The sequence below is a fragment of the Asticcacaulis sp. P2_B1 genome, assembly GCF_056404915.1.
Genome location: NZ_JBFUDD010000014.1, coordinates 30,826 through 51,655 on the forward strand (window position 1 = coordinate 30,826; position 20,830 = coordinate 51,655).

A 20,830-nucleotide genomic window follows, 5' to 3' on the forward strand; every position below is an offset into this window, starting at 1 on the left:
GCCTATCATGCGTCTGCTCGCCCGCCTAGTGTTATAGTGAACTATAACACCAAAGCAATTGCAAGCTCTTTTTGTGGCAAGCACTACGGCAAGCAGCCCGAACCGACGCGGTCACAGAGGTGAATTGAGGCGGAATGTGGTCGGCGGCCGGCCGGTATGCCGGGTGAACAGGCGCGAAAAATAGCCTGGATCGTCGAAACCCGAGGCGATCGCGCATTCGCTCACCGTCATGCCGGTGTAGAGCAGCAGCCGTTTGGCCTCGATCAGCCGGCGGTCGATGATCATCTGGCGCGGCGGCTTGTCGCCCAGGCTTTGGCAGGCATAGCGCAACTGGGCCTCGCTGGCGCCGAGGTCGCGCAGGTAGCGCGACAAAGGGCGGCCGCTGCGAAAATGACGCTCGATCTCGCGGCGGAAGCGCGCTAGCAGGCGTTGCGGGGAGGCGGGGCCTGAGTCGAGGCTTTCACCGCCTTGGGGCAGCCGCTGCACATCGGCCAGGAAGCCCAGCATATTGGCCTCGATCGCCATGCGCCGCGCGCGCGCTTGCCAGACCAGTTCGCGCGCCAGCCGCAACACCCATTGGCGCAGGCCGTTGAGCCCATGCCGTTCGGCTATGGGCCAGACGACCAGATGGTCGCCCAGGCCCGCGATCTCGTCCCGGCCTTCGGTCAGGTCCTGGAGATAGGTCGTGGCGACGGTCAGCACCAGGCCGGCTATATCGTCGCTGAAGTCGAAGCCGTGGACGACTCCCGCCGGCATGAAGACGACACAGGCGCCCGCGAACTGCGTCTGCCGGTCGTCGTGGACGATGCGCCCCGACCCACGGGTAATCAGGAAGAAATGGTTGAGATCCGCGTGCATGTGCGGCCGGATATGGCCGTCGACGGGCGCCGAGCGATCCGCAATTTTCTCGACATGCAGGAAGTTGTGGTCGACCTCGCGCGGCGCCTCTCCGTAGAGGTAAAATTTTGTAATCGATGGCTTTTTTTCGATCATGGTCGTCATATGGGTGTCTTGTCGTCCCTGATGTCATTCTCAGATTTGTCCATAAGAATAACGCTTTCCTCCATGGCATTCAAACGGAGTTTTCGGCACTTTGAGCGCATACATGGTGAGGAAAATGTCTATGAAAACCCAAGTGGCCATTGTCGGCGGCGGCGTGGCCGGTCTCATGCTGTCGCATCTCCTGCATAGCGAAGGCATTGCCTGCGTCATCCTCGAGCGCCAGACGCGGGCCTATACCGAGGGCCGTATTCGCGCCGGCGTGCTGGAACAGGGCACGGTCGATCTGTTGCGCAAGGTCGGTGTCAATGCCCGCATGGACAGCCAGGGGCTGCGGCACCAGGGCTTTGCCCTGATGGACGACGGCGAGCCGATGCGCATCCCGCTGCACGACCTGACCGGCACGGATGTCATGGTCTACGGCCAGACCGAAATCACCATCGACCTGATGGACGCCTGCGCGGAGCGCGGCATTCCCTTGATGTTCGAGGCGAAGGACGTCGCGCTGCACGATATCGAGTCCGCGCCGTATGTCACCTATGAGAAGGACGGCCGGACGCAGCGGCTCGACTGCGATTTCATCGCCGGGTGCGACGGCTTCCACGGCGTCAGCCGCCCGTCCATGCCCGATGCCGCCGCCCATGTCGTCGAAAAGGTCTATCCCTTCGGCTGGCTCGGCATCCTGTCGGATGTGCCGCCGATGGATCACGAACTGATCTATTCCAATCATGAACGCGGCTTTGCCCTGGCCAGCCAGCGCTCGGCCACGCGCAGTCGCTACTATATCCAGTGCGACGCGAGCGAGAAGATCGAGGACTGGTCGGACGAACGCATCTGGGACGAACTGGCGATCCGCTTGGGCGACGACGGCCGAATGACGCGCGGGCCGTCGCTGGAAAAAAGCATCGCGCCCCTGCGTTCTTTCGTCTGTGAAAAGATGCAGCATGGCCGTCTGTTCCTGGCCGGCGACGCCGCCCATATCGTGCCGCCGACCGGCGCCAAGGGCCTCAACCTGGCGGCGTCGGATGTCTCCTATCTGGCCGATGCCCTGATCGAGCATTACAAGAATGGCGATGAGAGCGGGCTGAAGGGCTATGCCGAACGCGCCCTCAACCGCATCTGGAAGGCCGAGCGCTTTTCCTGGTCGATGACGCAACTGACGCATCGCTTTCCACAGATGTCGGCCTTCGATCGCAAGATGCAGAAGGCCGATCTCAGCTATATTCGCCACAGCCATGCGGCGCAGACCTCGATCGCCGAAAACTATATCGGCCTGCCGTACTGAGGGGGGCTGTCAGAGCCATATCCGCGCCGGTGTAGCGAAATACGCGGCCTGTGCGTCGGCACACCGCATTTGGACCGATAACCCCGAGGGGAAAGCTTAGCCATTTAAAGGGGAGAAATTGGTGGGTGGGCACGGACTCGAACCGTGGACCCGCTGATTAAGAGTCAGCTGCTCTACCAACTGAGCTACACACCCGAACCAATTCGTAACGCGCAGGGCTTGGTGACCCCGGCGGTGAGGCGCGGAACATAGCCATTTTCTTCTGGGTTTCAAGCGCAAAATCAGTTTAGCGTCATTTTTTAATTTGGCGCCGATTTGGAGGATAAACATGGCTTTGCGCGACGTGACCGGGGCGGTCGATTTTGGCCATCTCGAAGCCTACACGCTGAACGACACCTTGGTCATGGAAGAGGTGCTGCGCCTGTTCCAGCAACAGTGCGACCTGTGGGCGCCGTTGCTGACCACCGACCACGAAGGCTGGCGCGACGCTGCCCACACCTTGAAGGGGGCCGCCTTGGGCATCGGCGCCAACGCCCTGGGAGAAGCTGCGGGCGCTGCCGAGAAGGGCGATGTCGAGGGCGCCGCCGGCCGTTTGGAAAAGGTCAAGACCGCCATGAACGCAGCCCTGATGGATGTCAGCGCCTATCTTCACGAACTGCAACTGCGCGGCCTCAAGGCATGAGGGCACGGAATCGCTGTGAAAAAAATGCAGCGACACTCCGAATGTGGATAAAAATATAATGAAAACAGATGGTTGTGTATTCGGAGCGTCCGAGTGCATCTTGAATATGCCGGAAACCACTCCGAATCTCGGGACCGGGGGCGCGCTGCAACGTGTCCGTTCCCGACATTGCTATGTTGTAACTTGACTTCGCGCGGCCGGAGGTCTCGACTGCTTCGTTACGTATGAAATCTTCGCGCCAAAGGAAACGCCTCATGTCCTTGCTTCGCACCACCGCGCTCGCGGTCATCTTCACCGCCGGATTGACCGGCGCCGCTTTTGCTCAAACCACGGACCATAATGTCGACCAAGCCGGTATCGACAAGTCGGTCAAGCCGGGCGACGATTTCTACGCCTATGCCAATGGCGCCTGGATCAAACAGGCGCAGATCCCGGCCGACCGCTCCAGCTACGGCCCCGGCGCCGTTCTGACGGAAAAGACCAGCCAGCAGGTCAAGGGGCTGATCGAGGACGCCGCCGCCGGCTCCCCGGCGCCCGGTTCCGACGCCCAGAAGGTCGGCGACTACTATGCCAGCTATATGGACGAGGCGGGTATCGAGGCCAAGGGGCTGACGCCGCTGGCCGGCGACCTGGCGGCCATTACCGCCATCACGGACAAGGCGTCCCTGTCGTCCTATCTCGGCACCACCTTGCGCGCCGATGTCGACGCGCTCAACGCCACCAACTTCTACACCGACCATATTTTCGGCGTCTGGATCACCCAGGGCTTCGAAGACCCCGACCATAATGTGCCCTATATCCTGCAGGGCGGGCTGGGCCTTCCCGACCGCGACTACTATCTCAGCGACTCGCCCAAGATGGCGACGATCCGCACCGCCTATCAGGCCCATATCGCCAATGTGCTGAAACTGGCCGGTGTCGCCGACGCCGACGCCAAGGCCGCCGCCATCACGGCTTTCGAAACCAAGATGGCCAAGGCCCATGTCAGCCGTGTCGATTCCGAAGACGTGCACAAGGCGAATAATCCGTGGAAGGCCGCCGACTTTGCCACCAAGGCGCCGGGGCTCGACTGGACCGCCTATTTCGCCGCGGCCGGCCTTGGCGCGCAGCAGGATTATATCGTCTGGCAACCGTCCGCCGTCACCGGTTTGTCGGCCCTGGTCGCCAGCGAGCCGATCGACACCTGGAAGGCCTGGCTGACCTTCCACGCCGTCGACCACTATGCCAATGTCCTGCCCAAGGCCTTTGTCGCCGAACGGTTCGCCTTCTACGGCACGGCCCTGTCCGGCACGCCGCAGATGCAGGACCGCTGGAAACGCGCCGTCAATGCCACCAATGGCGCCCTGGGCGAAGTCGTCGGCAAGCTTTATACCGACAAGTATTTCCCGGCCTCGTCCAAGGCCGAGATCAATGACATGGTCGCCGAGATGCTGACGGCCTACCACGCCCGCATTTCCAATTTGACCTGGATGTCGCCCGACACCAAGGCCAAGGCGCTGGCCAAGCTGGGCACGCTCAAGGTCGGCGTCGGCTATCCCGACAAGTGGACCGACTATTCCAGCCTCGACATCGTCCGCGGCGACGCCTACGGCAATATCCGCCGCGCCGAAATGTTCAACTACAAGAAAAACCTGGCCAAGCTGGGCCAGACACCCGACCGTGGCGAATGGGTCATGGTGCCGCAGATCGTCAATGCGGTGAACCTGCCCATGGCCAATGCGCTGAACTTCCCGGCCGGCATCCTGCAGCCGCCCTATTTTGACCCGCAGGCCGATGCCGCCTATAATTTCGGCTCGATCGGCGCCACGATCGGCCACGAAATCAGCCACAGTTTCGACGACCAGGGCAGCCAGTTCGACGCCCAGGGCCGTCTGCTCAACTGGTGGACGCCGGAAGACCTGGCGCATTTCCAGGCGGCTGGCGAGAAGCTGGCGAAGCAATATGACGCCTATTGCCCGTTCACCGACCTGTGCCTGAACGGTCATCAGGTCTTGAGCGAAAACATCGCCGACGTCGCCGGTTTGTCGGCGGCCCATGACGCCTATGTCCTGTCGCTGCACGGCAAGCCCGACGTCGTCAAGGACGGCCTGACGGGCGATCAGCGCTTCTTCCTGGCCTTCGCCCAAAGCTGGCGCCAGACGGAACGCGAGGCGGCCTTGCGTCAGCAGGTCCAGACGGACGGTCACGCCCCGGCGGAATATCGCGGCGATACCGTGCGTAATCTCGACGCGTGGTATGCCGCGTTCGGCGTCAAGCCGGGCGACAAGATGTACCTGGCCCCCGAAGACCGCGTCCAGGTGTGGTAAGAAAGCTTGCCGGATCGTCATTTCCGCTTGGCAGGGAAGGCTGTGCCCTTTAAACGCACGGCAAAACCACCATCTCTGGAAACATCATGTCCGACGAAGAGCTGCACATCATCTGTACCGACCGCGACGGCGTGGCGCACACCTTGCCGGCGCTCGACGGCTGGCGCATCATGGAAATCATCCGCGACAACGGCCTGCCGATCAAGGCCGAGTGCGGCGGTTGCCTGGAATGCGCCACCTGTCACGTCTATGTCGCAGATTCGTGGTCCGATAAACTGGTGGCGAAAAGCGACGAGGAAGACGAGAAGCTAGACGAAGCCTTTATGGTCAAACGTAATTCACGGTTGTCGTGCCAGATCCTGATGCGGCCGGACCTGAACGGTCTGGAAGTGACCCTGGCGCCGGAAACCGATTGATCGCGCGTTCAATCCAACGGCCAATGGCCGTTGGCAAGAGCGACCGCCCGTCCGAGCTTATGCGAGGAGCCATGCGGCGTTTGAGCCGAGAGATGTAAATTCGAGGGAATGCTATGCGCTTAAAGTCTTTGTTGATGTGCGTCGCGGCCGGTTCGGTCATCGCCGGCGCCGCCCTGGCCTGGGGGACGACCGGTCACCGCTTTATCGGCGAAGAGGCCATCCGCGCTTTGCCGGACTATACGCCGGACTTCCTGCGCACGCCTCAGGCCATCGCCGATATCGGCGAATATGCCAATGAGCCCGACCGTTGGCGCGGCGCCGGCAAGGTCCACTCCGAACGCGACGCCCTGCATTTCATCGATCTCGACGATGATGGCAACACCTTTGCCGGTGTCTCGCTCGACAACCTGCCCGAAACCCGCTCGGACTATGCCGCCGCCGTGCGCGCCAAGGGGCAGGACCCCGACCGTGCCGGCTATCTGCCCTATGCCCTGGTCGACACCTATCAGCAGGTGACCAAGGACTTCGCCTATTGGCGCGTCGTAAACCTGCTGGAAACGCGCGAAACCGACAAGGTCAAGAAGGCGTGGTACCACGCCGACCGCGTACGCCGCGAGGAAGTTATCAAGTTCGATATCGGCGTCATGGCCCACTATGTCGGTGACGCCACCCAGCCCCTGCATCTCAGCGTCCATTACAACGGCTGGGGCGATTTCCCCAACCCGAACGGTTTTACCAACGACAAGATCCACGTGCCGTTGGAAGGTCCCTATGTCGACCGCAATATCAGCGAGGCCGATGTTCGCGCCAATGAGCCGGCCTATGTCCCATGTACCGATCCGGTCATGAAGTGTTTCACCTCGCGCCTGAAGGTCAGCTACGCCCTGGTCGTGCAGATGTATCAGCTGCAAAAGGACGGCGGCTTTGCCGATGGCGATCCGCGTGGGAAGGCGTTTATCGCCAAGCAGTTGGGACTGGGCGCCGGCAATCTGCGTGACGCAATCCTCGATGCCTGGCGCGATTCGAAGTCGATGGGTGTCGGTTATCCGGCGACGACCTATGACGACTTTGTCGCCAACAAGGTAGTAGACCCGTACGCACTTTTGCACGGTGCCTAGCGTGTTGAAGCAGTTCGGTGAAAAGAAGCCGGGCCTGGACTACCTGCCGCGGACGGGCGCCTATGGTATCCTCGAGCGTGACGGCCGGATCGCCTGCGCGCGCATCGGCTACAGCGATTTTACTTACGACCTGCCGGGCGGCGCCGTCGACCCGGGCGAGACGCCGGAACAGGCGGTCGTGCGGGAATATCGTGAAGAGACCGGCATCAAGGCGAAGGTCGTGCGGCCGGTGACCGACCTGCTGCATTATTTCATCCACGACGACGGTACGCCCTACAACAACCACTGCTATTTCTATGAGATGGCCTGGCTCGGCGAGGAGCCGTCGGCCAAGGTCGAGCCCGACCACGAACTGGTCTGGCTCAATCCGCTACAGGTCTTCACCAACCTCAAGAACGAGGGCTATGCCTGGGCGTTTCTGTTGTGGTTACGCGCTTCAAGATAAATTCGTCGTCCATGGTTTGACCGACCGGGAAGACATATTCGCCGGCGCGTTCGAAGCCGTACTTGGCGTAAAGCCCCTGGGCCTTGGTATTGCCGCTCCACACGCCCAGCCATTGCGGCGCATCGCCATAGGTCCCGGTCAGGTAATCCAGGGCATGGCTTAGCGCGATGCGGCCGAGGCCCTGGCCCTGATGGCTTTGCAGGACATAGATGCGCTTGATTTCGCCGTGGCGCTGGCGATCGGCTTCGGCGTGGGGCAGGGTGACCGGACCCAGATGCACATAGGCAATGGCGTGATCGCCGTCGAACCACATCCGCCAATATTGCGTCCGGTCCGAGGTCTCGGCGAGGAGTTTCTCCGGCGTATAGCTTTTCGCCAGGAAGGCCGCCAGGTCCTCGGGCGGATAGAGATGGCCGAAGGTTTCACTGAAACTGGCCGTGGCCAGGTTGGACAGGGCCGGAACGAGGTCGGCGGTGACGGGAACAGAGCGGATCATGCCCCCGCCTTTAGCAGGTTTTTCGGCAAAGAAAAGCCTGTGCGATCAGCCAAACAGCGCCGTATTGGCGGTGAGGAAATCGCGCAGGTTTTGCGGTTGGCGGCCGGTCAGGTGTTCGACGGCGTCAGTCTGCACATTGAAGCCGCCGGCCCGCGTCGTCGTGTCGAACGAGACCAGCATGGGGATGAGGAATTCCGGGACGCCCGCCGCCTTCATGCCGCCGGCCAGCTGCTCGTCCGTCACATCGATGACGGTCAGCGGCTTGGCGAAGATCTCGGATGCCAGGGCGGCGACTTCGGTGGTGCTGACGGCTTGCGGGCCGGTCAGGGTGAGGGTCTGGTTGACAGGCGGATTGGCCAGGACGGCGGCCGCCGAACGGGCGCAGTCTTCGCGGGCGATGTAACCGTTCTTGCCGTCGCCGGCGGAGCTGTACCATTGGCCGGACGCCAGGGCGGCGGGCAGGGCCATGGCGAGGTTTTCCATGTACCAGGCGTTGCGCAGGATGGTGTACGGAATGCCGCTGGCCTTGTCGGCGTTCTCGGTGCCGAGATGGTCGGGCGCAAAGGTCACATGCGAGTTGTCCGGATTGGGCATGGACGTATAGACGATATGCTTGACGCCGGCTTTTTTCGCTGCGGCGAGGGCCGCCAGGTGCTGTTTCAGGCGTTTGCCTTCCTCACCCAGGGAATCGGTCGAGATAATGAGGAGGCGGTCGACTCCGGCAAAGGCGATATCCAGCGACGCGGCGTCGTCGAAATCGGCGCGGCGAGTCTCGGCGCCCCGAGCCGCGAGATCGGCCAATTTGGTGGTGTCGCGCGTGGCGGCAATGATATGGCCGGGCTTGCTGTCGAGCAAAAGTTCGACGATGCGGCGGCCCAGATGGCCGGCGGCGCCTGTGACGAGGATATGGGTCATGGGAGTGTCCTTTGCATTAGTCTCAAAAATAGACTATAGCTAAAATAGAGAGTGTTGTGCCGCTGTAAAGACGGCAGTTTGACGGGAGATAGTTACCTTGAGGGAACCCCAGATCACTGAACCCCAGATTACGGACGCCATGCGGGCGGTGATGCGCGAGGTCATCGCCGCCACGACCTGCGGTGAGATGAACGCCGACAATTGTCCGATACGCGATGTGCTGGATCATATCGGCGACAAGTGGAGCAGCTTGCTGCTGATGGCGCTGGGGGCGCGGCCGCACCGCTTTGGCGAATTGAAGCGTTCGGTGCCGGATATTTCCCAGCGCATGCTGACCCAGACCCTGCGCGATCTGCAGGCCGACGGGCTGATCAGCCGGCACGTCTTCGCTACGACGCCGCCCAGCGTCGAGTACCGCCTGACCGAGTTGGGCGAGAGCCTGATGCCGCCGCTGATGGGGCTGATGGACTGGGCGGCAACCCATCACCCGCAGATCAGGCAGGCGCGCGTCCAGTTTCGTGAAGCGCTCGAGGCCCAGGTATAATCGGACCGTGGCCGCCTGATAATGGCTACGTGGCAGGCGCTTTGAATTTACGACCTGCCGCTGCGGACCATCGGGACATCATCATTGAAAGTTTATTCCTCATTTTATCCAATAGTCTTCCGAAATAATTTTTCAGGAAGCACCTGTGACCGACCTCGAAGCGACCATCAAAATTATCAAGACCGGTATTGCTGAATTCGATGATATTTTAGGCGGCGGCCTGACGGCGAACAGGGTCTATCTGCTGCATGGCACGCCCGGTTCGGGCAAGACGACCCTGTCGCTTCAGTTCCTGCTCGAAGGCGTCGGCCATGGGGAGAAGGTGCTGTACGTTACGCTGTCCGAAACCCGGTCGGAGCTTCTGGCGGTCGCCAAATCGCACAATATGTCGCTGCAGGACGTCGAGATATTCGAATTGGTCGCCGAGGAGCGCGACCTCGATCCCGAGAACCAGTACACCATGTTTCAGCCGTCGGAGATCGAGCTCAATCTCACGACCCGGCGCATTATCGACGAGATCGAACGTGTCAAGCCCAGCCGTGTCGTCATCGACTCTTTATCGGAAATCAAGCTGCTGGCGCAAAGCGCGCTGCGCTTCCGCCGTCAGGTCCTGGCCCTCAAACAGTTCTTTGTCGGCCGCGACTGCACTGTCCTGTTTCTCGACGACAAGACGGCCCAAGGCGAGGACGACCTGCAGCTGGAAAGTATCGCCCACGGCGTCATCAGCCTGGAGCAGTTGTCGCCCGATTACGGCGCCGAACGCCGGCGTCTGTCGATCACCAAGCTGCGCGGGCAACGCTATCGCGGCGGCTATCACGATTTCACCATCGTTCCGGGCGGATTGAGCGTCTATCCGCGCATTATCGCCAGCGAACATCTCAAGCCCGGCGACGACAGCATTGTCAAAAGCGGTGTCGCTGAAATGGACACCTTGCTGTGCGGCGGCCTGACTTCCGGCACCAGCACCTTGCTGCTCGGACCCGCCGGTGTCGGCAAATCGACCCTGGCCATCCAGTATGCGGCCGAAGCGGCGCGCAACGGCCAGGCCAGTATCATCTTCGCCTTCGATGAGCGGGTGGAGACCATGTACCAGCGCGCCGATGGCCTCGGCATCGATCTGCGCAAATATGTCAAAAGCGGCCTCATTGAAGTTCGCGCCATCGATCCGGCGGAAATGTCGCCCGGTGAATTCGCCCACAAGGTCCGCAAGGCGGCCGAGGGGCAAAACGGCAAGCCGGTCAAGATCGTCGTCATCGACAGCCTCAACGGCTATCTCAACGCCATGCCGCAGGAGCGCTTCCTGACGGCGCAGCTACATGAATTATTGACCTATCTCGGCCACCTCGGGGTGATCACCTTCCTGGTGGTCGCGCAGCACGGTTTATTGGGGACCTCCATGCAAACCGTTATCGACACCAGCTACCTGGCCGATACGGTCATCCTGTTTCGTTATTTCGAAGCTCACGGCGAGGTCAAACAACTGATCTCGGTCGTGAAAAAGCGCAACGGCCGTCATGAACGGACGATTCGGGAGTTTACCATGACGGAAACAGGCATCCGCATCGGTGAGCCGTTACGTCAGTTCCAGGGCGTCTTGTCGGGCACGCCCTTTGTCGTCGGCGCGGACCCGCTGATCGAACGCATGAATAACGACAAGCCGGACTCCGGCGCGCTGGATCAGACCCGTCTCGACCAACTCGGTCATTGATATGCAAGACGCCCTGGAAGAGCGTGTGCTGATTCTGCCGCCGACGCAGAAGGACGGTGAAGTGACTGCTAGCCTGCTGGCGCAGGACGGTATCGATGTCCATGTCTACCGGACCCTGGCCGAAATTTGCGCCGAGATGAAAGCGGGGGCGGCAGCCCTGATCCTGACCCAGGAACACGTGCTGGCCGACCGCGAGAATCTGCTGCAATCGGCCTTGTTCGAACAGGAAGACTGGTCCGATCTGCCGATCATTGTCCTGACGCCGCCGGGGCCGGACACGCTGGCCAGTTTGAAAAGACTGGAGGCCGTCGGCCACATGACCCTGATCAAGCGGCCGGTTCAGCTCAACAATTTCATGACGACTATCCGTTCGGCCCTGCGCGACCGGCAAAGGCAATACGGCATTCGCGATTTTCTCGCCGAGCGGACCCGCCAGGCGGAGGCCTTGCAGGCGTCGGCGGAAAAGGCCCAGGCGGCCAATGTCGCCAAGTCGGAATTCCTCGCCAATATGAGCCACGAAATCCGCACGCCGATGAACGCCATTATCGGCCTGTCGACCATTCTGGCGCGCAGTTCGCCTTTGACCGCCAACCAGAGGAAATATATCGAGACCCTGGCCACATCCGGTGAAAGTCTCCTGATGCTGATCAACGACCTGCTCGATATTTCCAAGATCGAGGCCAGCGGCATCGAAATCGAACAGGTACCGTTTCGACTCGACAAACTGCTGGAGGCCATTATCGACGTGGCGTCGGTACGGGCCGGCGAGAAAGCGCTGGGCCTTCAGCTCAATATCGACAATATCCGGGGCAAGTGGTTCAGCGGCGATCCGACCCGCGTCCATCAGATCATGAGCAATCTGTGCAGCAACGCCATCAAGTTTACCGATAGCGGCTCTATCAGCATCGAAACCGTGCTGGCCGAGGATACCAGCGGGCGTATCGCCATCACGGTGGCCGACACGGGTATCGGCATCGCCCAGGACAAGCTCGACAAGATTTTCGACAAGTTCACCCAGGCCGACAATACAATCAGCCGCAAATTCGGCGGTACGGGTCTCGGCCTGGCCATCAGCAAGACCCTGGCGGAATTGATGGGCGGTGCGATCAGCGTCATGAGCACCCCAGGTTCGGGCTCGGCTTTTACCGTGATCCTGCCCTTGCCCGAGGTGACGCCGCCAGCGGACGGCGGCAGCGGCGACGGCGAAGACTCGACGCCGGACGAGACGCGCCCGTCGCGCGGCTGCGTGCTGCTGGTCGAGGATTACCCGCCGAATATTCTGGTGGCCAAGACGTTCCTGGAAATGTTCGGCTATGAGGTCGACCTGGCCGAAAGCGGCGTCAAGGCCGTGCACAAGGCGGCGCAAAATCCGTATGTCATTATCCTGATGGATATCCAAATGCCGGAAATGGATGGTTTCGAAGCGGCCCGCACGATCCGCAAGATGAACGGCGCCGGCCACAACGCCAAGACGCCTATCATCGGCATGACGGCGCACGCTCTCGACGGCATCCGCGAAAAGTGCCTGGCCGCCGGGATGAACGAATATCTGTCGAAGCCGTTCGTGCCGGCCGATCTGGAAAAGAAGCTGGCGGCCCTGGTCGCCTGACGGCTATTTCAGGGTGGCGAGATAGGCGATGATGTCGGCGCGCTTTTGCGGGTCGCTGACGCCTGAGAACGGCATCTTGTTGCCCGGTATGGCCGCCTTCGGATTGGCGAGATAGGCATCGAGCTGTTGTGCGGTCCAGGCGCCGGACGCCTTCATGGCCGCCGAATAGCTATAGCCCGGCGCCGTGCCGGCCTTGCGCCCCGCCACGCCGAACAGGGAAGGGCCGACACCGTTCTTGCTGGCGATGACCGAATGGCAAGCGGCGCAAGCCGCGAACGCCGCCTTGCCGCGCAAGGCGTCACCTGCAGCCTGAGCCTGCGGCGCCGCGATTAAGGCGGCCGCGGCCAATATGGTTGTGGCGCAGCGGAAAATATCACCGGTCGTCATGGTTTGCCTTTAAGGTCGGACTGGATCGTCACCTCAGCATGGCCGGAAACAGCGGTCAATACCATGCGGTCCAAGGTCGCGATTCATTGGTGATGGGCACACTATAGCCGTCAGGTTTGGCCGCCTGTGCGTTACCGGAAAAATAAGGATCAGGCGTCGATTGTGCCAAGATAGCTGGACAGTTCGCCGATCCACATCCGTGACGCCGCCGGATCGGCATTGACCGCCCCCAGTTCGAGGGCCGCGCCGATATTGGTGATGGTGGGAAAACCGAAGCCGCCGCCAGCGCCGCGTATATTGTGCGCGATGAATTGTACCGTGCCGAAATCGGCCTGGTCGACGGCCAGGAGCATAGCTACGACATTGAGGCGGCAGTCGCGCAGGAAGCTGGGGATGCTGTCGGCCAGTTTGGCGTTTTTCGGCCGGATGAAGTCTTCCCTGGCATAGACGAACGGTCCGGCCAGGCTGTGCTCGCGGATGGCGTGGCGCAGGACCTCTTGCTTGATCGGCTTGGTGAGAAAATCCGTGCAGCCGGCGGCGATGCACATTTCGCGATCCCCCTTCAGCGCCGAGGCGGTGAGGGCGAGAATCGGCACCGGCGCGCGGCCGTTCTGCTTCTCCCAGGCACGAATCTGCCGCGTGGCCGTCAGTCCGTCCATGACCGGCATCTGACGATCCATCAGCACCATGTCGTACTGGCCGGCTTCGAACATGTCGCAGGCAACGGCGCCGTTGCCGGCGATGTCGACGTGATAGGGCGTGTCTTCGAGGTAGGCCATGGTGATGACGCAGTTGTCGGGCGAATCCTCGGCCAGGAGAATACGCAAGGCCGGTAAGGGTGAGGTGTCGTCGTCGTCGACCAGGGTCGCCATCGGCCGGTTGGCGACGGCCCATATCTCCATGGGCACGGTAAAAGCGAAGACACTGCCTTCACCGATTTCGCTTTCGACCCAGATGCGGCCGCCCATCAGCTCGACTAGGCGTTTGCAAATGGTCAGGCCGAGTCCGGAGCCGCCGAAGCGGCGCGTCATCGAGGAATCGGCCTGGGTAAAGCGCTCGAATACCGGCCCCAGCTTCTGTTTGGCGATACCGATGCCGGTATCCGTCACGGCGAAGCGCAGGGTCGTCGGCGTTTGGGCGGCTTCGTCCAGGTCGACATAGAGGGAGACACTGCCGGCAGTGGTGAACTTGATGGCGTTACCCAGCAGATTGAGGAGGACCTGACGCAGGCGCGTCGGGTCGCCGACCAGGTCCGCGGGCACATTCGGCGCGATGTCGAAGAGCAGGACAAGGCCCTTTTCCTGGGCGCGCGCCGCCACCATCTCCAGCACCTTTTCGAGGTGACCTATCAGCGAGAAGCCCGTGCGTTCCAGCTCGAGCTGCGAGGCTTCGACCTTGGACAGGTCGAGAATGTCGTTGATCAGGTTGAGCAGGTTGTCGCCGGCGCGCTGGAAGATCTGGACATATTTGTTCTGCTCGTCATTGAGCGGCGTCCTGGCCAGCAGGTCGGCTATGCCCATAATGGCATTCATCGGCGTGCGGATTTCATGGCTCATACTGGCCAGGAAGTCCGACTTGGTCATGCTGGCGCTTTCGGCGACGGCGCGGGCCTGGCGCAATTCGGCCTCGACCGCCTTGCGTTCGGTGATATCGCGGGCGGCGGCGAAGACGCCCTGCAAGGTGCGCGAACGATCGTAAAAGGTGGTGGCGTTATAGGAGACGACGGTCTTCTTGCCGTCGCGGTCGATGGCCGTGAGTTCGTAATCTGTCAGCGATTTTTCACGCAGCACGCGCTTGATGCCGGCCTCGGCGCGGTCGGGGTCGGTGAAGAAATCCTTGAACGGGGCGCCGATCAATTCATCGCGCGTGCAGCCAGTCAGCGATTCCATCTGCTTGTTGACGTCGGTGATGATCCCATAGGCGTCGGTCGTCATCAGGGCGTCGATATTCGATTCGATCAGCGAGCGGGTGTAGAATTGCTGGTCGCGCAGGCGCTGATCCGAGCGTTTCTGCTCGGCCTCGACCGCCTTGCGCGCCGTGTTGTCGGTGCCGATCAACAGGTAGCCGATGATGGTGCCGTCGGCGTCGCGCAGCGCCGTGACCGAAACGACGGCGGGGAGGCGGCTGCCGTCCTTGCAGATATAGGTGAGCTCGTAAATGTCCTCGATGCCGCGCGAGGCCTTGAAGACCAGGGCCTCGAAGCCCGGTGTGATGGCGGTCTCCAGCTCGGCACTTAGAGTCTTGGCGCGCGTGATCAGTTCCTCGGAATCGGAAATATCGGCGGGCGTGATCTTGTTGACGACTTCAAAGGCGGCATAGCCCAGCATGCGCTCGGCGCCAACATTGAAGATCTGGATGACGCCCTTGGCGTCGGTGGCGATGCTCGAAAAATTGGCGCTGTTGAAGATGGCGGCTTGCAGCGCGTCCGCTTTCAGCAAAACCTCCTGGGCATGGCTGATCGCTTTGCGACCGGCGTGGTCCGCAAGGGTGGCCGGGGGAGCCGGCACAGGTTGAATTGTCATGATAATCCGAACCTCAGTCGGTTTCCGGGCGTGGCTGGGGCGTCGGGATCAGCTAACGGCTTTAATTTGTAAGTTTGCGATGTGGTTGCGGATTCAGGGCGGCGGTTAATGCCGCAGAGTCGCCCAGGCGTCGACGAAGGCCTTGGCCTTGGCGTAGACCTGGGGCGGCGTGTCGCCCGGTTTGAACACGGCCGAACCGATACCGAATCCGGTGGCGCCGGCTTCGAGATAGGCCTGCATGCCGTCGGGATCGACGCCGCCGACCGGGAATACCGGCATGTGACGCGGCAGGACGGCCTTCATGGCCTTCAGGCCTTTGACGCCCGCCAGTTCGGCCGGGAACAGCTTGATGGCGTCGGCGCCGGCGTCGATGGCGGCGAAGGCTTCGGTCGGGGTGAAGAAGGCCGGGAAGGAGATCATGCCCAGCGACTTGGCGCGGCGGATGACGTCGGGATTGCTGTTGGGCGAGATGCAGATTTCACCGCCGACGGCCTTCAGGGTTTCCACATCGGCAACGGTCAGGACGGTGCCGGCGCCGACAATGGCGCGGTCCTTCAGCGCATCGGCCAGAAGTTTGATCGACTCGAAAGGATCGGGCGAGTTAAGCGGCACTTCGACGATCTTGAAGCCGGCTTTCACCACCATTTCACCGATGTCGAGCGCTTCGGCCGGACGCAGGCCGCGCAGGATGGCGACCAGGGGCAGGGTGGTCAGGGCGTCCTGCCAACGTTGGTTTAAAGTCATAGAACCAGCTTTCCTTGGTGGGCGATCGACCACAGGCCGGCGGCCGAAGCGGCATCGCCGTCGTGCACAGTGACGTCCGTGAAGCCCGTGTGGGCCAGGGCGCGTTTATAGAGATTGCTCAAGGTGCCGTCGCCGATCAGCCCGACCGGCGAAATGCCGTGACGATTGATCTCGGCGCGGACTTCCGAGCCGATCAACAGGCCGGACAGGTAGGAGGACAGGCTTTCCGGCGCAATATTGCCGAACAGGGCTTCGGTGCGGACCGAGAAGACCAGGGACAGGAACGACTTGTCGTGCATGGCGCGGTCGACGCCGAGCAGGAAGGCCTTTTCGTCGTCGATATCGTCGGCCATCAGAGCGCCGAGGATCGAGTGCGACTTCAGGACCGAGAACATTTCCCCGGTCATATAGCTGTTGAAGGTGGTAATGACGCCGCTTTCGACCTTGGCCCATTTGGAATGGGTGCCGGGCAGGATGAAGACACCGTCCTTGCTGTTCTTGGCCATCAGGCCGAAGATCTGGGTTTCTTCGCCGCGCATGACGTTGTGGATCTGGGTGTCGGGGTCTTGCGCCGACAGGCCCGGGACGATCTTGACCTTCAGCTTGTCCGACGGGGCGGTGATCAGTTTCGCTGCGATATCGGCGACGCTGGCCGGGGCCGGGACATACGGTGCCTCCGCCCAGCCTTGGCGCGAGCCAACCATGCCGGACAGCAGGATGGGCAGGTCAACGCGGTCGAATTCCTGCTTCATGACCGAACTCAGGGCTTGTTCGAAGGTCAGGACGCCGAGGTTTTTCAGGCCGATATTACTGGCGTGGCTGGTGATGACCTGGCCGTCGGTGCCGAACAAAAACATGCGGAAATTGGTCGTGCCCCAGTCGCAGGCGATCAGGGCAGGGGAGGCGTAGGTCATGCTTGGGTCCATCGGTTGCAGTCGCGCCTCATCTAGCCCCTAAACCGTTGCGGTTCAAGGCCGGTATGGCCGCGCAACAGCTCACTTGGGATTTCAAACAACGTGCCGGCTTCACGATCTTCGGGCAGGCCTTCCGCCGCCGAGGTGACGAAAACGCGATCGAGGGCGTCGCCGGCAAAGCACAGTGAGGTAATCTGTTTGGCCGGCAGATCGACATGGAAATCTTCGGTGGCGTCTTCATGGAAGCGGGTGACGCGGCCGATGCCCCAATGGGCGATCCAGATGCCGCCCTGAGCGTCCGTCGTCATGCCGTCGGGGCCGCCCCAGGCATCGGGGAAGGTCAGCCATAGACGCTTATTGGCCAGTTCGCCGTCGATGACGTCGAAGACGTAGACTTCGTTCCTGCCGGTGTCGGTGTGCCAGATGCGCTTATGGTCGGCCGAGAAGGTCGGGCCGTTGGCGATCTTGTAGGGGCCGTCGACCTCCTGCCAGGTCCGGTCGGTATTGAGGCGGTAAAAGGCGCCGGAGACCTTTTGGATCGGCTTGTGCATCGAGCCCGCCCAGATGCGGCCGAGGTCGTCGGCCTTGGCGTCGTTCAGGCGGTTTTCCGGTTCGTGCGGGTAGGGGGTGGCGATGTGGGTGAGGGTAAACGGATCGAGCGTCAGTTCGGCAAAGCCCGACATCAGGCCGGCGATGAAACCGCCCTGTTCGCGTTCGATGACCCAGGTGATGGGTTCGTCGAATTGCCAGGTCTTGGATTCGCCGTTCAGGAAATAGGCATGCAGGCGGTGGCTGAGGATATCGACCCAATAGATGGCCTGGTCGCGCTTCGACCACAGCGGGCCTTCGCCCAGGATGGCGCCCGGCTCTGAGCGGCGGATAATATCGGTCATGATGCGTTTCCCGTATTGTCTGAGTTATGGGATTTCTTAGGCTGCGGCGGTGTCGGGTGCAAGACAGAAAAGGGGATCCACAGATAAGCCAGATAAGAACAGATATTTTGTGCCTGTGACCTGTTCGGCGCCTCCATCCCCTTCACCCACCGGCGGCGGATAAGGCGATACGAGGCGGCGAAAAATGTTAGCTTGGGAGCACCGGAGCGGAGCGTACTTCAGTACGTGAGCACCGGAGCGCAGCAAGATGACGTTTTGCAGCCCCTTGAATCGCCTTAGCCCTACCACTCGCGGACGTAACCATCCGGTCCCCGCCACGCGGGATTGCGCCAAGGCGGGCAATCCTTGGCCATTTCGCGCACCTTATCCTCGTCGATCTCGATACCGAGACCGGGGCCGGTCAGGGCCTCGACATAACCGTCGGCGACGTCGAACATTTCGGGGTTCTTCATATAGAACAACAGGTCGTGGCCGTTGGTGTTATAGTGGATGCCCAGCGACATTTCCTGGATGACGTGGTTCGGCGTGGCGATCGCCAACTGCATGCACGAGGCCAGGGCGATAGGGCCGAGCGGTGAGTGGGGCGCGATCGCGACGTCATAGGCTTCGGCCATGGCGGCGATGCGGCGGCATTCCGAAATCCCGCCGGCGTGGCTGAGATCGGGCTGGATGATGTCGACGCAGGCGCGCTCGAAGAACGGCTTGAAGTCCCAACGGCTGTAAAGGCGTTCACCGAGGGCGATCGGCGTGGTCGTCAGTTTCGACAATTGCGCGATGGCTTCGATATGTTCGCTGAGCAAAGGCTCTTCGATGAACAAGGGGCGCAACGGTTCGAGAACGTGGGCCAGTTGCTTGGCCATCGGCTTATGCACGCGGCCGTGGAAGTCGAGCCCGACATCGAGACCCAGGCTCTGCACCGAGGTGAAGCGCTCACAGACGGCGTCCAGGACCTTGGGCGAATCGAGCCAGCCCATGTCTTCCGACGCGTTCATCTTGACCGCCTTGAAACCCTGGGCGAGGCGCGCCTTGCCGGCATCGATGACATCGGACGGACGGTCGCCGCCGATCCAGGCATAGACCTGGACGCGGTCGCGCACCTGGCCGCCCAGCAATTGCCAGACCGGCACGCCGAGGCGGCGGGCCTTCAGATCCCACAAGGCCTGATCGAAGCCGGACAGGGCCGACATCAGGACCGGGCCGCCGCGGTAAAAGCCGAGGCGGTAAAAGACCTGCCACATGTCTTCGATACGTTCGCTGTCGTGGCCGATAAAGCGTTCGCGAATCTCGGCAAAGGCGGCCTGGGTGGCCTCGGTATGGCCTTCCAGCGAGGCCTCGCCCCAGCCGACGGCGCCATCGGCGCTTTCGACGCGGACAAACAGCCAGCGTGGCGGGACGGCGAAGGTCTCGATCTTGCGGATAGCGGTTTTGGTGAGGGTTTCGGTGGCGGGAGAAAGCGTGTCCATGGCGTGTCCGTATTTGTCTTATAAATGACCTAATCTTTTCGCCGAAATTGGTCAAGCAAATTGTATGATAATTGAATTGGTGGGAAGAATATTTCCACGATTATCTTGACGCGCGCGTAAACAAAGCGCATCTAAGCCGGATCAAAAAATGCCGGAGGAGTCTGTATGCCCAGTCCCGAAAACTCAGCCTATATCTATGACCATGTGCGCTCGCCGCGCGGCAAGGGCAAGAAGGACGGCAGCCTGCACCAGATCACCGCGCTCGACCTGTCGGCGCAGGTGCTGCGCGCCATGGCGGAACGCAACAGCCTCGACACGGCGATCGTCGACGATGTCGCCTGGGGCTGCGTCACTCCGGTCGGCGAGCAGGGCGGCGATATCGGCCGCGCCGCGGTTCTGGCTGCCGGCTATGCCCAGTCGACCGCCGGCATCCAGGTCAACCGCTTCTGCGCTTCGGGCTTAGAGGCCGTCAATATCGCCGCTTGCAAGGTGGTCGCTGGCGAAGCGACCATGGCCATCGGCGGCGGCGTCGAATGCATGAGCCGGGTGCCCATGGGTTCCGACGGCGGCGCCTGGGCGATCGATGTCGGCGCGGCCTTTCCGACCTATTTCGTGCCCCAAGGTGTTTCGGCCGACATGATCGCCACCAAATGGGGCTTTTCGCGCAGCGACGTTGACGCCTATTCGGTTGAAAGCCATAAGCGTTCGGCTCAGTCGTGGGCGGAAGGCCGCTTCAAGGGCGCCATCGTGCCGGTGAAGGACCAGATGGGCATTATCGCACTCGATCACGACGAAACCATCCGCCCCAAGACCGACATGCAGACTCTGGGCGGGTTGAACCCGTCGTTTGCCGGCCTGGGTGAGATGGCCTTCGACGCCGTCATCAATCAACGCTACCCGGAAGCCGAGCGTGTCAACCACGTCCATACGCCGGGCAATTCGTCGTCGATCGTCGACGGCGCCGCTGCGGTCCTGGTCGGCAATCTCGAATCGGCCAAGGTCACCGGCATGAAGCCGCGCGCCCGTATCCTGGGCACCGCTTCGATCGGTTCGGAGCCGTCGATCATGTTGACCGGTCCGTCCTACGCCACCGAAAAGGTACTCAAGAAACTGGGCATGAATGTCGGTGACATCGACCTTTACGAATTGAACGAAGCCTTCGCCGCGGTCGTGCTGCGGTACATGCAGGTGCTCGATATTCCGCACGACAAGATCAATGTCTGCGGCGGCGCCATCGCTATGGGCCACCCGCTGGGCGCCACCGGGGCGATGATCCTCGGCACCGTGCTCGACGAACTGGAGCGGACGAACAAGTCGACCGCGCTCGTTACCTTGTGCGTCGGCGGCGGCATGGCCACCGCGACCGTCATCGAACGCGTTTAAG

19 protein-coding genes and 1 tRNA gene are annotated in these 20,830 nt (G+C 61.6%); 10 read left to right on the forward strand and 10 right to left on the reverse strand.

The genetic code is table 11. From position 1 onward, the window contains the following. Nucleotides 1-111: 111 nt before the first annotated feature. The gene (locus AC1DX3_RS20535) at nucleotides 112-1,002 is read right to left on the reverse strand and encodes a helix-turn-helix domain-containing protein (protein WP_476991208.1); all 891 of its coding nucleotides are present in this window, start codon (nucleotides 1,000-1,002) and stop codon (nucleotides 112-114) included. 121 nt (nucleotides 1,003-1,123) lie between these two features. On the opposite strand from AC1DX3_RS20535, the gene pobA reads away from it, so the two are divergent. Beyond that, nucleotides 1,124-2,284 (forward strand): 4-hydroxybenzoate 3-monooxygenase, encoded by a 1,161-nt coding sequence (gene pobA, locus AC1DX3_RS20540; protein ID WP_476991209.1) that lies wholly within the window; start codon nucleotides 1,124-1,126, stop codon nucleotides 2,282-2,284. Between the two features lie 119 nt (nucleotides 2,285-2,403). Here the strand turns inward: pobA and AC1DX3_RS20545 are convergent. Next, nucleotides 2,404-2,479: transfer RNA gene (locus AC1DX3_RS20545), tRNA-Lys, on the reverse strand. Between the two features lie 133 nt (nucleotides 2,480-2,612). Between AC1DX3_RS20545 and AC1DX3_RS20550 the strand changes: the two genes are divergently transcribed. The 5 genes from AC1DX3_RS20550 to AC1DX3_RS20570 all read left to right on the forward strand — a co-directional run bounded on the left by AC1DX3_RS20550 (nucleotide 2,613) and on the right by AC1DX3_RS20570 (nucleotide 7,251). Continuing rightward, nucleotides 2,613-2,966 (forward strand): Hpt domain-containing protein, encoded by a 354-nt coding sequence (locus tag AC1DX3_RS20550; RefSeq protein ID WP_476991210.1) that lies wholly within the window; start codon nucleotides 2,613-2,615, stop codon nucleotides 2,964-2,966. A gap of 254 nt (nucleotides 2,967-3,220) precedes the next feature. Beyond that, the gene (locus AC1DX3_RS20555) at nucleotides 3,221-5,272 is read left to right on the forward strand and encodes a M13 family metallopeptidase (protein WP_476991211.1); all 2,052 of its coding nucleotides are present in this window, start codon (nucleotides 3,221-3,223) and stop codon (nucleotides 5,270-5,272) included. Between the two features lie 86 nt (nucleotides 5,273-5,358). Then, nucleotides 5,359-5,688 (forward strand): 2Fe-2S iron-sulfur cluster-binding protein, encoded by a 330-nt coding sequence (locus AC1DX3_RS20560; RefSeq protein WP_476991212.1) that lies wholly within the window; start codon nucleotides 5,359-5,361, stop codon nucleotides 5,686-5,688. A 113-nt stretch (nucleotides 5,689-5,801) separates the two neighbouring features. Then, nucleotides 5,802-6,806, forward strand: coding sequence for a phospholipase C/P1 nuclease family protein (locus AC1DX3_RS20565; protein WP_476991213.1), 1,005 nt, complete (start codon nucleotides 5,802-5,804; stop codon nucleotides 6,804-6,806). 1 nt (nucleotide 6,807) lies between these two features. Beyond that, nucleotides 6,808-7,251: an NUDIX domain-containing protein gene (locus tag AC1DX3_RS20570; protein WP_476991214.1), complete on the forward strand. Its 444-nt coding sequence runs from the start codon at nucleotides 6,808-6,810 to the stop codon at nucleotides 7,249-7,251. On the opposite strand, the gene AC1DX3_RS20575 is transcribed toward AC1DX3_RS20570, so the two are convergent. Next, nucleotides 7,196-7,747: a GNAT family N-acetyltransferase gene (locus AC1DX3_RS20575; protein WP_476991215.1), complete on the reverse strand. Its 552-nt coding sequence runs from the start codon at nucleotides 7,745-7,747 to the stop codon at nucleotides 7,196-7,198. The genes AC1DX3_RS20570 and AC1DX3_RS20575 overlap by 56 nt on opposite strands. A 45-nt stretch (nucleotides 7,748-7,792) precedes the next feature. Further along, nucleotides 7,793-8,662 carry an SDR family oxidoreductase gene (locus AC1DX3_RS20580; protein WP_476991216.1) on the reverse strand — a complete coding sequence of 290 codons (870 nt, stop codon included), beginning with the start codon at nucleotides 8,660-8,662 and terminating at the stop codon, nucleotides 7,793-7,795. 97 nt (nucleotides 8,663-8,759) lie between these two features. Here AC1DX3_RS20580 and AC1DX3_RS20585 point away from each other — a divergent pair, with 97 nt between their 5' ends. From AC1DX3_RS20585 to AC1DX3_RS20595, 3 genes are all read left to right on the forward strand, one after another. Next, nucleotides 8,760-9,206, forward strand: coding sequence for a winged helix-turn-helix transcriptional regulator (locus AC1DX3_RS20585; RefSeq protein ID WP_476991217.1), 447 nt, complete (start codon nucleotides 8,760-8,762; stop codon nucleotides 9,204-9,206). Between the two features lie 145 nt (nucleotides 9,207-9,351). After that, nucleotides 9,352-10,914 carry an ATPase domain-containing protein gene (locus tag AC1DX3_RS20590; protein ID WP_476991218.1) on the forward strand — a complete coding sequence of 521 codons (1,563 nt, stop codon included), beginning with the start codon at nucleotides 9,352-9,354 and terminating at the stop codon, nucleotides 10,912-10,914. Between the two features lies 1 nt (nucleotide 10,915). Beyond that, nucleotides 10,916-12,523: an ATP-binding protein gene (locus AC1DX3_RS20595; protein ID WP_476991219.1), complete on the forward strand. Its 1,608-nt coding sequence runs from the start codon at nucleotides 10,916-10,918 to the stop codon at nucleotides 12,521-12,523. A 3-nt stretch (nucleotides 12,524-12,526) separates the two neighbouring features. Here the strand turns inward: AC1DX3_RS20595 and AC1DX3_RS20600 are convergent, their stop codons facing one another. The 6 genes from AC1DX3_RS20600 to dgoD all read right to left on the reverse strand — a co-directional run bounded on the left by AC1DX3_RS20600 (nucleotide 12,527) and on the right by dgoD (nucleotide 19,446). Then, a complete protein-coding gene (locus AC1DX3_RS20600; protein ID WP_476991220.1) occupies nucleotides 12,527-12,910 on the reverse strand; it encodes a c-type cytochrome in 384 nt (127 codons plus the stop codon). 149 nt (nucleotides 12,911-13,059) lie between these two features. Continuing rightward, nucleotides 13,060-15,432 (reverse strand): PAS domain S-box protein, encoded by a 2,373-nt coding sequence (locus tag AC1DX3_RS20605; RefSeq protein ID WP_476991221.1) that lies wholly within the window; start codon nucleotides 15,430-15,432, stop codon nucleotides 13,060-13,062. A 105-nt stretch (nucleotides 15,433-15,537) separates the two neighbouring features. Further along, on the reverse strand, nucleotides 15,538-16,176 hold the full coding sequence (locus tag AC1DX3_RS20610; protein WP_476991222.1) for a 2-dehydro-3-deoxy-6-phosphogalactonate aldolase: 639 nt from the start codon (nucleotides 16,174-16,176) through the stop codon (nucleotides 15,538-15,540). After that, nucleotides 16,173-17,090 (reverse strand): 2-dehydro-3-deoxygalactonokinase, encoded by a 918-nt coding sequence (locus tag AC1DX3_RS20615; protein WP_476991223.1) that lies wholly within the window; start codon nucleotides 17,088-17,090, stop codon nucleotides 16,173-16,175. The genes AC1DX3_RS20610 and AC1DX3_RS20615 overlap by 4 nt, the downstream gene beginning before the upstream one ends. A 32-nt stretch (nucleotides 17,091-17,122) precedes the next feature. Then, nucleotides 17,123-17,983: an SMP-30/gluconolactonase/LRE family protein gene (locus AC1DX3_RS20620; RefSeq protein ID WP_476991224.1), complete on the reverse strand. Its 861-nt coding sequence runs from the start codon at nucleotides 17,981-17,983 to the stop codon at nucleotides 17,123-17,125. A gap of 281 nt (nucleotides 17,984-18,264) precedes the next feature. Further along, on the reverse strand, nucleotides 18,265-19,446 hold the full coding sequence (dgoD, locus tag AC1DX3_RS20625) for a galactonate dehydratase (protein ID WP_476991225.1): 1,182 nt from the start codon (nucleotides 19,444-19,446) through the stop codon (nucleotides 18,265-18,267). Between the two features lie 165 nt (nucleotides 19,447-19,611). Between dgoD and AC1DX3_RS20630 the strand changes: the two genes are divergently transcribed. Next, nucleotides 19,612-20,829, forward strand: coding sequence for an acetyl-CoA C-acetyltransferase (locus AC1DX3_RS20630; RefSeq protein ID WP_476991226.1), 1,218 nt, complete (start codon nucleotides 19,612-19,614; stop codon nucleotides 20,827-20,829). Nucleotide 20,830 lies beyond the last annotated feature (1 nt).

What these genes read in the sequence shown, in the direction of transcription:
- AC1DX3_RS20535 (WP_476991208.1), bottom strand. Translation starts at nt 1,002, where the DNA reads ATGACGACCATGATCGAAAAAAAGCCATCGATTACAAAATTTTACCTC.
- pobA (WP_476991209.1), top strand. Translation starts at nt 1,124, where the DNA reads ATGAAAACCCAAGTGGCCATTGTCGGCGGCGGCGTGGCCGGTCTCATG.
- AC1DX3_RS20550 (WP_476991210.1), top strand. Translation starts at nt 2,613, where the DNA reads ATGGCTTTGCGCGACGTGACCGGGGCGGTCGATTTTGGCCATCTCGAA.
- AC1DX3_RS20555 (WP_476991211.1), top strand. Translation starts at nt 3,221, where the DNA reads ATGTCCTTGCTTCGCACCACCGCGCTCGCGGTCATCTTCACCGCCGGA.
- AC1DX3_RS20560 (WP_476991212.1), top strand. Translation starts at nt 5,359, where the DNA reads ATGTCCGACGAAGAGCTGCACATCATCTGTACCGACCGCGACGGCGTG.
- AC1DX3_RS20565 (WP_476991213.1), top strand. Translation starts at nt 5,802, where the DNA reads ATGCGCTTAAAGTCTTTGTTGATGTGCGTCGCGGCCGGTTCGGTCATC.
- AC1DX3_RS20575 (WP_476991215.1), bottom strand. Translation starts at nt 7,747, where the DNA reads ATGATCCGCTCTGTTCCCGTCACCGCCGACCTCGTTCCGGCCCTGTCC.
- AC1DX3_RS20580 (WP_476991216.1), bottom strand. Translation starts at nt 8,662, where the DNA reads ATGACCCATATCCTCGTCACAGGCGCCGCCGGCCATCTGGGCCGCCGC.
- AC1DX3_RS20595 (WP_476991219.1), top strand. Translation starts at nt 10,916, where the DNA reads ATGCAAGACGCCCTGGAAGAGCGTGTGCTGATTCTGCCGCCGACGCAG.
- AC1DX3_RS20600 (WP_476991220.1), bottom strand. Translation starts at nt 12,910, where the DNA reads ATGACGACCGGTGATATTTTCCGCTGCGCCACAACCATATTGGCCGCG.
- AC1DX3_RS20605 (WP_476991221.1), bottom strand. Translation starts at nt 15,432, where the DNA reads ATGACAATTCAACCTGTGCCGGCTCCCCCGGCCACCCTTGCGGACCAC.
- AC1DX3_RS20610 (WP_476991222.1), bottom strand. Translation starts at nt 16,176, where the DNA reads ATGACTTTAAACCAACGTTGGCAGGACGCCCTGACCACCCTGCCCCTG.
- AC1DX3_RS20615 (WP_476991223.1), bottom strand. Translation starts at nt 17,090, where the DNA reads ATGACCTACGCCTCCCCTGCCCTGATCGCCTGCGACTGGGGCACGACC.
- AC1DX3_RS20620 (WP_476991224.1), bottom strand. Translation starts at nt 17,983, where the DNA reads ATGACCGATATTATCCGCCGCTCAGAGCCGGGCGCCATCCTGGGCGAA.
- dgoD (WP_476991225.1), bottom strand. Translation starts at nt 19,446, where the DNA reads ATGGACACGCTTTCTCCCGCCACCGAAACCCTCACCAAAACCGCTATC.
- AC1DX3_RS20630 (WP_476991226.1), top strand. Translation starts at nt 19,612, where the DNA reads ATGCCCAGTCCCGAAAACTCAGCCTATATCTATGACCATGTGCGCTCG.